Raw genomic sequence first — 11,943 nt, 5'->3', positions numbered from 1 at the left:
GCCAGTGAGCCAGTGAGCCAGTGAGCCAGTGAGCCAGTGAGCCAGTGAGCCAGTGAGCCAGGTTAGGAGAACAGAAAAGAACGAGCTTGCAAGTGTTTGTTTGTAGAATTGATAAATTATGATTGAGTCATATTTTAAATTTTAAGCATAAAAAAACCGAGCCTAAGCTCGGTTTTTAGGTGAGTAATTAATAATTACTCAGCAGCTTCAACTTCAACAGCTTCAGCAGCTTCAGGACGACCTACTAATTCGATGAAAGCCATTGGAGCTTTATCACCGGTACGTAGACCGCACTTTAGAATACGAGTGTAACCACCAGGACGTTCCTGGAAGCGTGGACCCAATTCTGTGAATAACTTACCTACAACTTCAGCGTCGCGGGTACGAGCGAAAGCTAAACGGCGATTTGCAACGCTGTCTACTTTAGCTAGTGTTATCAGAGGCTCAACTACGCGGCGCAGTTCTTTCGCTTTTGCTACAGTTGTCTTGATGATCTCATGACGAACTATTGAGCAAGCCATGTTACGAAACATAGCTTGGCGATGACTGCTGTTGCGGTTTAGTTGACGACCACTCTTACGATGGCGCATGACCTAATCCTTATAATCTTTAATCTGTACTAACCTGGGACTTATAGGTCGTCTGCTAAACTAGCTGGAGGCCAGTTCTCAAGACGCATACCTAAAGACAGTCCGCGAGACGCTAATACATCCTTAATTTCAGTAAGAGATTTCTTACCTAAATTAGGAGTCTTGAGCAACTCAACTTCAGTGCGCTGTACGAGATCTCCGATGTAATGAATCGCTTCAGCCTTCAAACAGTTGGCTGAACGTACAGTTAGCTCTAAATCGTCGACAGGACGCAACAGAATCGGATCAAATTCCGGTTTCTCTTCTACAACTGCTGTTTCGGTGACATCTCGTAATTCAACAAACGCATCTAGCTGTTCAGCTAAAATTGTTGCAGAACGACGAATTGCTTCCTCAGGATCGATAGTACCATTAGTGGTCATATCAATAACGAGTTTATCCAAATCAGTACGTTGTTCAACACGAGCAGCTTCTACATTGTATGCAATGCGAGCTACTGGTGAGAATGAAGCATCAACCAACAAACGACCGATTGGGCGATCATCGTCTTCAGTTTGTGCACGAGCCGAAGCTGGTACATAACCGCGACCACGCTCAACGCGGATACGCATGCTGATATCATTATTACCTGTCAAATGACAGATAACATGATCAGGATTCATAATGGTTACATCGCCATCATGAGTGATATCTGCTGCAGTAACAGGGCCTGTGCCTGACTTACTTAAAGTAAGTAAAGCTTCATCTTTACCCTCGATATTTACTGCTAAACCTTTAAGGTTAAGCAATATCTCTAGGATATCTTCTTGAACGCCTTCCTTACTGCTGTATTCATGCAATACACCGTCGATTTCGACTTCTGTAACTGCACAGCCAGGCATAGACGACAATAAGATTCGACGCAACGCGTTGCCTAATGTGTGACCAAAACCACGTTCAAGTGGCTCTAGCGTAACCTTGGCACGAGTTGGGTTAACCTGCTCTATGTCAACGAGACGCGGTTTAAGAAATTCTGTAACAGAACCCTGCATTGTGTCCTCTCTTGTTTGTTAGCTTTACTTAGAGTAAAGCTCGACGATCAGCTGTTCGTTAATATCCGCAGACAAATCGCTACGTTCTGGTAGACGCTTGAAAGCACCTTCCATCTTAGCATTGTCGACTTCTACCCATGTAGGCTTTTCGCGTTGGCCAGCAACTTCTAAAGACGCTTTGATACGTGCTTGAGTGCGTGACTTTTCACGGATGCTTACAACATCATTCGCAGACACTTTGAATGACGGAATGTTAACAACACGACCGTTAACCACGATTGATTTGTGGCTTACTAATTGACGTGATTCTGCACGAGTCGCACCAAAACCCATACGATAAACAACGTTATCTAAACGAGTTTCTAAAAGACCCAACAAGTTTTCACCTGTGTTGCCTTTCAGACGTGCGGCTTCTTTGTAGTAGTTACGGAATTGCTTTTCTAGCACACCGTACATACGACGAACTTTTTGTTTCTCGCGTAGCTGTAAACCGTACTCTGATAAACGTGGCTTACGAGCGCCATGTTGACCAGGTGCAGCTTCAAGCTTACACTTCGAATCGATTGCTCTCACACCGCTTTTTAGGAAAAGGTCTGTACCTTCTCTGCGGCTGAGCTTGAGCTTAGGACCCAAGTATCTTGCCATGATCTTTCTCCAACTATCCTATAAACGCTGTGTTATACACGACGCTTTTTAGGTGGGCGACAGCCATTATGAGGGATAGGTGTCACATCGGTAATGTTGGTAATTTTATAACCAACAGCATTCAGCGCACGGATGGCTGATTCACGACCTGGACCTGGACCCTTTACGAAAACTTCAAGGTTTTTAACGCCGTAGTCTTGAGCAGCAATACCTGCACGCTCAGCAGCAACCTGTGCAGCGAATGGTGTAGATTTACGTGAACCACGGAAACCTGAACCACCTGAGGTAGCCCATGACAACGCATTACCTTGACGATCTGTAATGGTGACAATAGTGTTGTTGAAAGAAGCATGGATATGAGCCATGCCATCTGCAACCTGTTTACGTACGCGCTTACGCGGAGAACGTGACGGAACTTTAGCCATTTGGTATACCTTCCGTTACTTTCTAATTGGTTTACGTGGACCTTTACGCGTACGCGCATTGGTCTTAGTACGTTGCCCACGAAGAGGCAGGCTACGACGATGACGGAGACCACGATAACAACCAAGATCCATAAGACGCTTGATGTTCATTGAAATCTCACGACGTAAGTCACCCTCTACTGAGTATTTGGCAACTTCTTCGCGTAGAATATCTATTTGAGCTTCGCTCAATTCCTTGATCTTAGCATCTTCAGCAATTGAAGTAGCTGCGCAGATTTCTCTAGCGCGTGTACGTCCAATACCAAAAATAGCAGTCAATGCGATGACTGTATGCTTTTGATCAGGAATGTTAATGCCAGCGATACGGGCCACTATGCACTCCTTAAAATGTTAAAGGTCAACTGCGAAAAGCCCGAAAGGATACTCGACAGCCGACAAATTTGCAAACATTATTTGCTCAGCCCATTAATGAGCTGAGCAAATATCTTTTTTTTAGCCTTGACGCTGTTTGTGTTTTGGTTCAACACAAATCACACGTACAACGCCACTACGCTTGACGATCTTGCAATTACGGCAGATCTTCTTCACGGAAGCTCGAACTTTCATTTCATCACTCCGTTAAAGCAACTAGCGACCAAAGCGATCTAAATTCGCTTTGTTAACTAAGTTAGCTTTCTTCATAACAGACTCATACTGATGAGACATCATATGGGTCTGAACCTGAGCCATGAAGTCCATGATTACGACTACAATAATTAGTAGTGAAGTACCGCCGAAATAGAACTGTACTTTCCACGCAATTAACATGAACTCCGGAATTAAGCAGATAAAGGTAATGTATATCGCGCCTGCTAATGTCAAGCGGGTCATTACTTTATCAATGTAACGCGAAGTCTGTTCTCCAGGACGAATCCCAGGAATGAACGCACCACTCTTCTTCAAGTTATCTGCTGTCTCGCGTGGGTTAAATACCAACGCAGTATAGAAGAAACAGAAGAATACGATAGCTGTCGCATACAATAATGAATACAGCGGTTGTCCTGGTGACACAGCTAAAGCGAAATCGCTTAACCATGACATAGACTCATTTTGTCCAAACCACTGAGCCAGTGTGCCTGGGAACAAAATAATGCTGGATGCAAAAATTGGTGGAATTACACCTGCCATATTAACTTTAAGTGGTAAATGAGTACTTTGCGCAGCAAACACCTTACGGCCTTGTTGACGCTTAGCGTAGTTAACGACGATACGACGTTGACCACGTTCTACAAATACAACCAAATAAGTTACAGCAAATACAATTACCGCTAATAACAACAGTACCAGTACATTCAAATCACCTTGACGAGCCTGTTCAGCCGTTTGGCCGATAGCAGAAGGTAGACCAGCAACAATACCTGCGAAAATTAATATCGAGATACCATTACCAATACCACGCTCGGTAATCTGTTCACCTAGCCACATAAGGAACATTGTTCCTGTCACTAAGCTGACAACTGCTACAAAGTAAAAACCAAAACCTACATTGGCAACAAGGCCAGGTACTAGGCTTGGTAAACCTGTCGCGATACCGATTGATTGGAGTGTACCCAACACAAGCGTTCCGTATCTTGTATATTGACTGATCTTCTTTCTTCCTGACTCGCCTTCTTTTTTCAATTCAGCAAGGGCAGGATGAACCACAGTCAACAACTGCATGATAATCGATGCCGAAATATACGGCATGATACCAAGAGCAAAGATAGAAGCACGCTCTAAAGCACCACCCGAGAACATGTTAAACATGCCTAGGATGGTATCTTTTTGTTGAGCAAACAACTCTGCTAACACAGCTGCGTCAATACCAGGAATTGGTACAAACGAACCGGCTCTAAAGACGATAATTGCACCAATCACGAACAGGAGACGAGTTTTCAATTCTGATAAACCGCCTTTCGCGCTTTTTAAATCAAGTCCTGGTTTTGCCATCGACGTATTATTCCTCGATCTTACCGCCGGCAGCTTCAATAGCTGCACGTGCACCTTTGGTTACCTTCAGACCTTTTACGGTCACTGGGCGTTCAATGGTACCTGAAAGAACGATTTTCGCAAACTGTATGTTGCGAGTAATTACGTTCGCATCTTTCAGAGCGTTAAGGTCGATAACATCACCGTTAACTTTTGCTAGTTCTAGTAAACGAACTTCAGCTGAAACCAAAGCTTTGCGTGAAGTGAAACCGAACTTAGGTAAACGAATTTTAAGAGGCATTTGACCACCCTCAAAACCGATACGCACACCGCCGCCAGAACGAGACTTTTGTCCCTTATGACCACGACCGGCAGTTTTACCTAAACCAGAACCAATACCACGACCTACACGCTTAGGAGCACGCTTAGAGCCTGCTGCTGGAGATAGAGTATTTAAACGCATTATTAATCCTCCACCTTAACCATGTAGTAAACTTTATTAACCATACCGCGAACAGAAGGAGTATCTTCTACTTCAACAGTGTGGCCAATACGTCTTAGGCCTAGACCTAATAAACAGGCACGGTGCTTTGGCAAACGACCAATCGCACTCTTTGTCTGTGTTACTTTAAACGTTTTAGTAGCCATGGTGCATTAACCTCGAATTTCATCAACATTCAGGCCACGCTTAGCTGCAATTTGTGATGGTGACTTCATGTGCACCAACGCATCTACAGTTGCGCGAACGATGTTGATCGGGTTAGTAGAACCGTATGCTTTAGACAGAACGTTATGAACGCCTGCAACTTCCAATACGGCACGCATTGCGCCACCGGCGATAATACCGGTACCTTCCGATGCTGGTTGCATGTAAACACGCGAACCAGTATGGCGACCTTTAACTGGATGATGCAGAGTACCTGCATTCAGCTCTACGGTTACCATGTTACGGCGGGCTTTTTCCATTGCTTTTTGAATAGCAGCTGGAACTTCGCGCGCTTTACCATAGCCATAGCCAATCTTACCGTTACCATCACCTACCACTGTTAGTGCGGTGAAGCTAAAGATACGACCACCTTTAACTACTTTAGAAACACGATTAACTGCAATTAATTTTTCTTGCAAATCGTCTTTCTGCTGAGCTTCTAATTTAGCCATTTTTATAACCCCTTAGAATTTCAGGCCAGCTTCACGAGCTGCGTCAGCTAGTGCTGCTACGCGTCCGTGATACTTGAAACCAGAACGGTCGAATGCAACCGAAGTTACACCTTTCTCGATCGCACGCTCAGCAACAGTTTTACCCACTGCTTTAGCCGCGTCTACGTTACCGGTACTCTTTAGTAGCTCTTTAACCGCTTTCTCAACGGTTGAAGCAACTGCCACTACCTGAGCTTCAGGATTAATAACCTGAGCATAAATGTGACGCGGTGTACGATGTACAACCAGACGATTCACGCCCAGCTCTTGGATCTTCTTACGAGCGCGAGTAGCGCGGCGTAAGCGAGATGTTTTCTTATCCATATCGCGTTACCTACTTCTTCTTAGCCTCTTTACGGCGTACTTGTTCGTCTGCATAGCGAACACCTTTGCCTTTATAAGGCTCTGGTGGACGGTATCCACGAATCTCAGCAGCGACCTGACCAACTAACTGCTTATCAACACCCGAAAGTACGATATCAGTTTGGCTAGGACACTCTGCAGTAACACCTGCGGGCAGTTTGTGAACCAAAGGGTGTGAGAAACCTAAAGTTAGGTCAATGTCTTTACCAGCAATTTTTGCACGGTAACCAACACCAATTAACTTTAATTTCTTAACGAATCCTTCAGATACACCAACAACCATGTTGTTTACTAGTGCACGAGCAGTACCTGCTTGAGCCCAAGCGTTAGAAACGCCTTCAACTGGACCAAACGTTAGTACGCCGTTTTCTAGTTCAACATTTACCGCTTTGTTGATTTCTCGAGTCAGACTACCTTTAGTACCTTTTACAGTAATAGTCTGTTCGTTTAAGGTCACCTCTACGCCGGTAGGAATAGACACTGGTGCTTTTGCGACACGTGACATACCTAGCTCCTTACGCTACGTAGCAGATAACCTCGCCACCCATGCCATTTAGGCGGGCAGCACGATCGGTCATCAAGCCTTTAGAAGTGGACACAATTGCGACACCTAGTCCGCCCATCACCTTTGGAAGTTCGTGTTTACCTTTGTAAATACGAAGACCTGGGCGAGAAACGCGCTGGATAGTCTCAACGACTGGGTTGCCTTGGAAATACTTTAAAGTGATTTCTAATTCAGGCTTGGCTTCTTCTGCTACGGCGTAGTCAGTAATATAACCTTCGTCTTTAAGTAATTTCGCAATTGCTACTTTTAACTTAGCTGAAGGCATCTTAACTGATACTTTGTTAGCAGCTTGGCCGTTACGAATACGTGTTAACATATCCGCAATAGGATCTTGCATGCTCATATTAGCTTACTCCGTGACAAGTGCTTACCAGCTGGCCTTACGCAGACCAGGAACTTCACCACGCATAGTTGCTTCACGTAGTTTAATACGGCTAAGGCCGAATTTACGTAGAACACCATGTGGGCGACCAGTTTGATTACAACGGTTGCGTTGACGCGCAGCGCTAGAATCACGAGGTAGAGCTTGTAACTTAAGCACAGCATCCCAACGATCTTCTTCAGAAGTATCAGGAGCGCTGATTAAAGCCTTAAGTGCTAAACGCTTTTCAGCATATTTAGCTACGAGCTGTGCACGCTTTGCTTCACGTGCTTTCATAGATGATTTTGCCATTATGCTACCCTTATTTCTTGAATGGGAAGTTAAATGCGTCTAACAAAGCACGACCTTCTTCATCATTCTTCGCAGTAGTAGTGATAACAATATCCATACCACGAATCTTATCGATTTTATCGTAATCGATTTCTGGGAAGATGATTTGCTCACGCACACCCATTGCGTAGTTACCACGACCGTCAAACGCTTTTGCGCTTAGGCCACGGAAGTCACGAATACGTGGGATTGCAATGTCAACTAAACGCTCTAAAAATTCCCACATACGCTCACCGCGTAGGGTAACTTTACAGCCAATAGGGTAGCCTTCACGGATTTTAAAACCAGCAACTGATTTACGTGCAACAGTTACAACTGGCTTTTGACCAGCGATTGCAGTCATATCACGGAGCGCATGCTCCATAACTTTCTTGTCTGCAACTGCTTCGCCTACACCCATATTAAGGGTGATTTTTTCAATCCGAGGGACTTGCATGACACTGGTATAACCGAACTTTTTAGAAAGTTCCGCGATAACAGTCTCTTGATATTTATCATGCAGTTTCGCCATCGTTTACTCCGTTTACTTAATGAGTTCACTATTCGATTTAAAGAAACGGACTTTTTTGCCGTCTTCGAATCGGAAACCAACACGATCTGCCTTGCCTGTGGCTTGGTTAAAGATCGCTACGTTTGATGCTTGTATCGGTGCTTCTTTCTCGATAACGCCACCAGTTACGCCCAATTGTGGGTTTGGCTTTTGGTGTTTTTTAACAAGATTGATGCCTTCAACAATCAACTTACCAGTAGGTAGGACTTGAGAAACTTTTGCGCGTTTACCCTTATCTTTACCTGCTAGTACAATTACTTCGTCTTCACGACGGATTTTAGCTGCCATTTTGAAGCTCCTTACAGTACTTCTGGTGCCAGAGAGACGATTTTCATAAACTGCTCTGTACGCAATTCACGTGTCACTGGTCCAAAAATACGAGTACCAATCGGTGCAAGGTTTGCGTTAAGCAAAACTGCTGCATTCCGATCGAAGCGAATGACAGAACCATCTGGACGACGTACGCCTTTCTTAGTACGGACTACCACCGCGTTATATACATCACCTTTCTTCGCTTTAGCGCGAGGAATAGCTTCTTTAACAGAAACCTTGATGACGTCGCCGATACCGGCATAACGACGATGAGAGCCACCCAAGACCTTAATACACTGAACTCTACGAGCGCCACTGTTACACGCGACGTCTAGAGTCGATTGCATTTGGATCATTTTAAGTGCTCCGCTATCGTTACTACACAAAATCCCAACATTGGGATCATCATTTCGACCATTTAATGAGCTAACCTGTTCTCGTTTGATGTAAAACCAATCAACAACAATTTAGTCAAAAATGGCGCGCAAGTATAACACCAATATTTTGGATTGCATAGCAGAAAAAAACAAACGGCCCCAAACTTTGGAGCCGTTTACTATAACCTAATGAAATATTAGGCCTTTGTTACTACTTCAACTAGTGTCCAAGACTTAGTCTTAGAAAGAGGACGACACTGACTAATAGTCACTACGTCACCTTCGTTACACTGATTTGTTTCGTCATGTGCATGGATCTTAGTTGTACGCTTAATGTACTTCCCATAAATAGGATGTTTCACTTGGCGTGCAATAGCAACAGTAATAGACTTATCCATTTTGTTGCTAAGAACTCGACCTTGCATAGTACGGGCTTTATCAGACATTACACACCTGCCTTAGAAGTAATAATGGTCTTAACACGTGCAATGTTACGACGCACTAATTTCAATTGATTCGTTTGAGTCAACTGACCAGTAGCGTGTTGCATACGCAGGTTAAACTGCTCACGCAGCAGACCAAGTAGTTCAGCGTTAAGTTCTTCAACGCTCTTTTCTCTTAGTTCGCTCGCTTTCATTACATCACCGTCTTAGTTACGAAGGTAGTCTTAATAGGAAGCTTGGCAGATGCTAAAGCAAACGCTTCACGCGCTAACTCTTCAGATACACCATTCATCTCATAAAGAACCTTACCAGGTTGAATCTGACATACCCAGTATTCAACGTTACCTTTACCTTTACCCATACGCACTTCAAGAGGCTTAGAGGTAATAGGCTTGTCAGGGAAAACTCGAATCCAAATTTGTCCTTGACGTTTAATGTGACGTGTCATGGCACGACGTGCAGATTCAATTTGACGTGCAGTTAAACGGCCACGGCCGACTGCTTTCAAACCGAAAGTACCAAAGCTAACTTCAGTACCGTTCGCTAGACCACGGTTGCGGCCCTTGAACATCTTGCGAAACTTCATACGTTTAGGTTGCAGCATAAAAGTTTCTCCTATTTACCACGAGGCTTGCGCTTCGGCTGTTGCTTCGGCTCTTCTAAAGCTGGGATGATACCGTCTAGAACTTCGCCTTTGAAGATCCAAACTTTAACACCAATCACACCATATTGAGTGTGACTTTCAGAAGTAGAATAGTCGATATCAGCACGTAAGGTATGTAGAGGTACACGACCTTCACGATACCATTCAGAACGTGCGATTTCAGCACCGCCTAAACGGCCGCTCACTTCAACTTTGATACCTTGAGCACCAATGCGCATTGCGTTTTGAACTGCACGCTTCATAGCGCGACGGAACATAACGCGACGCTCTAATTGCTGTGCAATACTGTCAGCAACAAGCTTTGCGTCTAACTCAGGCTTGCGGATCTCAGCGATGTTGATTTGAGCAGTAGTGCCTGTAATTTTAGATACATATGCACGTAATACTTCAACGTCTTCACCTTTCTTACCAATCACAACACCTGGACGGGCAGTGTGAATAGTAACGCGGATGCTCTTCGCAGGACGCTCGATAACGATTTTAGATACTGATGCAGCCTTCAATTTCTCAGTGAGATATTGACGAACTTCATAGTCGCTGTGCAAATTATTTGCATAATCTGCTTTATCGGCGTACCAAGTAGAGATCCAAGGCTTTGTGATACCCAGACGGATACCATTAGGATGTACTTTCTGTCCCATTGCTCTCTTCTCCTAGCGATCTGATACAACCACAGTAATGTGGCTGGTACGCTTCATGATACGATCAGCGCGGCCTTTGGCACGAGGCATGATGCGCTTCATAGTTGGTGCTTCGTCAACGAAGACTTGGCCAACTTTAAGCTCATCGATATCTGCACCTTCGTTGTGTTCGGCGTTTGCGATAGCTGAATCTAGTACTTTCTTAACCAGTACGGCGGCTTTCTTAGGGCTGAAGGTCAAAATTTCAAGAGCCTTAGAAACAGGCAAACCTCGAATTTGATCAGCAACTAGACGGGCCTTCTGCGCAGACGTACGGGCAAAACGATGTTTAGCTAAAACTTCCATCTTATGTCTCCCGTATTAACGCTTCTTCGCTTTCTTATCTGCAGCATGGCCGCGATAAGTGCGAGTTGGTGAAAATTCACCAAGCTTATGACCGATCATTTCGTCAGTTACGAACACAGGTACGTGCTGACGACCATTATGGACAGCGATGGTCAACCCAATCATATTTGGGATGATCATTGAGCGGCGAGACCAAGTCTTAATTGGTTTTTTATCTCCCGCTTCCATCGCTTTCTCTACCTTCTTCAGCAAGTGCAGGTCAATGAAAGGACCTTTCTTGAGAGAACGTGGCATGGGCGAATCCTCTTACTATTTATTACGACGACGTACGATGTACTTGTCGGTGAGCTTATTACTACGAGTTTTATAACCCTTAGTTGGCACACCCCATGGACTCACTGGGTGACGTCCACCAGAAGTACGGCCTTCACCACCACCATGTGGATGGTCAACCGGGTTCATTGCAACACCACGAACTGTAGGGCGTACGCCTCTCCAGCGTTTAGCACCTGCTTTACCTAACTGGCGTAGCATGTGCTCGGCATTACCAACTTCACCGAATGTTGCGCGACAATCAACTGGAACTTTGCGCATTTCGCCAGAGCGAAGACGTAAAGTTGCATATTGGTTATCACGAGCAACAACTTGAACATAAGCACCAGCTGAACGCGCGATTTGAGCACCTTTACCAGGTTTCATTTCTACTGCGTGCACAACACTACCCACTGGGATGTTGCGAAGCGGCATTGCGTTACCAGTTTTGATGTCTGCATCCAAACCAGATTGGATAGCGTCACCAGCTTGCATGCCTTTAGCAGCAAGAATGTAACGACGCTCACCGTCTGCGTATAGTACTAACGCGATGTTAGCTGTACGGTTCGGATCATACTCAAGACGTTCGATTTTTGCAGGGATACCATCTTTATTGCGTTTAAAGTCAATAATACGGTAATGCTGCTTGTGTCCACCACCTACGTGACGAACAGTGATACGACCAGTATTGTTACGGCCACCACTTTTAGATTTCTTAGCCAACAGGCCTGCAAAAGGTTTCCCTTTATGCAAGTCGCTGTTCACCACTTTAACAACGTGGCGACGACCTGGAGAGGTTGGCTTACACTTAATAACTGCCATGA

General features: G+C 44.7%; 24 protein-coding genes. All 24 read right to left on the bottom strand.

What is annotated here, in order from left to right; genetic code table 11:
• Positions 1–194: 194 nt before the first annotated feature.
• Entirely contained in the window at positions 195–590 is a 396-nt protein-coding gene (gene rplQ / locus K5Q58_RS17780; protein WP_102529376.1) for a 50S ribosomal protein L17, read from the bottom strand.
• A 41-nt stretch (positions 591–631) separates the two neighbouring features.
• On the bottom strand, positions 632–1,621 hold the full coding sequence (locus K5Q58_RS17775; protein WP_055026487.1) for a DNA-directed RNA polymerase subunit alpha: 990 nt from the start codon (positions 1,619–1,621) through the stop codon (positions 632–634).
• Between the two features lie 24 nt (positions 1,622–1,645).
• The gene (gene rpsD, locus K5Q58_RS17770) at positions 1,646–2,266 is read right to left on the bottom strand and encodes a 30S ribosomal protein S4 (RefSeq protein WP_102529378.1); all 621 of its coding nucleotides are present in this window, start codon (positions 2,264–2,266) and stop codon (positions 1,646–1,648) included.
• Between the two features lie 32 nt (positions 2,267–2,298).
• Complete coding sequence (gene rpsK, locus K5Q58_RS17765) at positions 2,299–2,691, bottom strand: 30S ribosomal protein S11 (protein ID WP_011635661.1); 393 nt, start codon at positions 2,689–2,691, stop codon at positions 2,299–2,301.
• 15 nt (positions 2,692–2,706) lie between these two features.
• Entirely contained in the window at positions 2,707–3,063 is a 357-nt protein-coding gene (rpsM, locus tag K5Q58_RS17760) for a 30S ribosomal protein S13 (RefSeq protein ID WP_076543217.1), read from the bottom strand.
• A gap of 120 nt (positions 3,064–3,183) precedes the next feature.
• Entirely contained in the window at positions 3,184–3,297 is a 114-nt protein-coding gene (gene rpmJ / locus K5Q58_RS17755) for a 50S ribosomal protein L36 (protein ID WP_006083579.1), read from the bottom strand.
• A gap of 21 nt (positions 3,298–3,318) precedes the next feature.
• Positions 3,319–4,659 carry a preprotein translocase subunit SecY gene (gene secY / locus K5Q58_RS17750; protein WP_055026490.1) on the bottom strand — a complete coding sequence of 447 codons (1,341 nt, stop codon included), beginning with the start codon at positions 4,657–4,659 and terminating at the stop codon, positions 3,319–3,321.
• Positions 4,660–4,666: 7 nt separating this feature from the next.
• A complete protein-coding gene (rplO, locus tag K5Q58_RS17745) occupies positions 4,667–5,101 on the bottom strand; it encodes a 50S ribosomal protein L15 (RefSeq protein WP_102529379.1) in 435 nt (144 codons plus the stop codon).
• Between the two features lie 2 nt (positions 5,102–5,103).
• Entirely contained in the window at positions 5,104–5,286 is a 183-nt protein-coding gene (gene rpmD, locus K5Q58_RS17740; RefSeq protein ID WP_076543219.1) for a 50S ribosomal protein L30, read from the bottom strand.
• A 6-nt stretch (positions 5,287–5,292) separates the two neighbouring features.
• Positions 5,293–5,796 carry a 30S ribosomal protein S5 gene (gene rpsE / locus K5Q58_RS17735; protein WP_102529380.1) on the bottom strand — a complete coding sequence of 168 codons (504 nt, stop codon included), beginning with the start codon at positions 5,794–5,796 and terminating at the stop codon, positions 5,293–5,295.
• Positions 5,797–5,808: 12 nt separating this feature from the next.
• Entirely contained in the window at positions 5,809–6,159 is a 351-nt protein-coding gene (gene rplR, locus K5Q58_RS17730) for a 50S ribosomal protein L18 (RefSeq protein ID WP_153916417.1), read from the bottom strand.
• 10 nt (positions 6,160–6,169) lie between these two features.
• The gene (gene rplF, locus K5Q58_RS17725; protein WP_153916416.1) at positions 6,170–6,703 is read right to left on the bottom strand and encodes a 50S ribosomal protein L6; all 534 of its coding nucleotides are present in this window, start codon (positions 6,701–6,703) and stop codon (positions 6,170–6,172) included.
• A 10-nt stretch (positions 6,704–6,713) separates the two neighbouring features.
• On the bottom strand, positions 6,714–7,106 hold the full coding sequence (rpsH, locus tag K5Q58_RS17720; protein WP_102529382.1) for a 30S ribosomal protein S8: 393 nt from the start codon (positions 7,104–7,106) through the stop codon (positions 6,714–6,716).
• A 24-nt stretch (positions 7,107–7,130) separates the two neighbouring features.
• Positions 7,131–7,436 carry a 30S ribosomal protein S14 gene (gene rpsN / locus K5Q58_RS17715; protein WP_153916415.1) on the bottom strand — a complete coding sequence of 102 codons (306 nt, stop codon included), beginning with the start codon at positions 7,434–7,436 and terminating at the stop codon, positions 7,131–7,133.
• A 10-nt stretch (positions 7,437–7,446) separates the two neighbouring features.
• Positions 7,447–7,986, bottom strand: a complete 540-nt coding sequence (gene rplE / locus K5Q58_RS17710; RefSeq protein WP_055026498.1) for a 50S ribosomal protein L5 — start codon at positions 7,984–7,986, stop codon at positions 7,447–7,449.
• A 12-nt stretch (positions 7,987–7,998) separates the two neighbouring features.
• Positions 7,999–8,313: a 50S ribosomal protein L24 gene (rplX, locus tag K5Q58_RS17705; protein ID WP_055026499.1), complete on the bottom strand. Its 315-nt coding sequence runs from the start codon at positions 8,311–8,313 to the stop codon at positions 7,999–8,001.
• Positions 8,314–8,324: 11 nt separating this feature from the next.
• Positions 8,325–8,693: a 50S ribosomal protein L14 gene (gene rplN, locus K5Q58_RS17700; protein ID WP_055026500.1), complete on the bottom strand. Its 369-nt coding sequence runs from the start codon at positions 8,691–8,693 to the stop codon at positions 8,325–8,327.
• Positions 8,694–8,911: 218 nt separating this feature from the next.
• Positions 8,912–9,160: a 30S ribosomal protein S17 gene (rpsQ, locus tag K5Q58_RS17695; protein ID WP_220755198.1), complete on the bottom strand. Its 249-nt coding sequence runs from the start codon at positions 9,158–9,160 to the stop codon at positions 8,912–8,914.
• Positions 9,160–9,351: a 50S ribosomal protein L29 gene (gene rpmC, locus K5Q58_RS17690; protein ID WP_011635647.1), complete on the bottom strand. Its 192-nt coding sequence runs from the start codon at positions 9,349–9,351 to the stop codon at positions 9,160–9,162. Before rpmC ends, rpsQ begins: the two co-directional genes overlap by 1 nt.
• On the bottom strand, positions 9,351–9,761 hold the full coding sequence (rplP, locus tag K5Q58_RS17685) for a 50S ribosomal protein L16 (RefSeq protein WP_055026502.1): 411 nt from the start codon (positions 9,759–9,761) through the stop codon (positions 9,351–9,353). The genes rpmC and rplP overlap by 1 nt, the downstream gene beginning before the upstream one ends.
• 11 nt (positions 9,762–9,772) lie before the next feature.
• Positions 9,773–10,462, bottom strand: a complete 690-nt coding sequence (gene rpsC / locus K5Q58_RS17680; RefSeq protein ID WP_153916413.1) for a 30S ribosomal protein S3 — start codon at positions 10,460–10,462, stop codon at positions 9,773–9,775.
• Positions 10,463–10,474: 12 nt separating this feature from the next.
• Complete coding sequence (gene rplV, locus K5Q58_RS17675) at positions 10,475–10,807, bottom strand: 50S ribosomal protein L22 (protein ID WP_076543228.1); 333 nt, start codon at positions 10,805–10,807, stop codon at positions 10,475–10,477.
• Positions 10,808–10,822: 15 nt separating this feature from the next.
• Positions 10,823–11,101 carry a 30S ribosomal protein S19 gene (gene rpsS / locus K5Q58_RS17670; protein WP_006083596.1) on the bottom strand — a complete coding sequence of 93 codons (279 nt, stop codon included), beginning with the start codon at positions 11,099–11,101 and terminating at the stop codon, positions 10,823–10,825.
• A 15-nt stretch (positions 11,102–11,116) separates the two neighbouring features.
• A complete protein-coding gene (gene rplB, locus K5Q58_RS17665) occupies positions 11,117–11,941 on the bottom strand; it encodes a 50S ribosomal protein L2 (RefSeq protein WP_055026505.1) in 825 nt (274 codons plus the stop codon).
• Positions 11,942–11,943: the final 2 nt, after the last annotated feature.

The organism is Shewanella sp. KT0246, from assembly GCF_019654955.1.
In the GTDB taxonomy this organism is placed as follows: Bacteria; Pseudomonadota; Gammaproteobacteria; order Enterobacterales; family Shewanellaceae; genus Shewanella; species Shewanella goraebulensis.
Note: the sequence above shows the minus strand (reverse complement) of the source record. Positions and strands in the feature narration are given on the sequence as shown.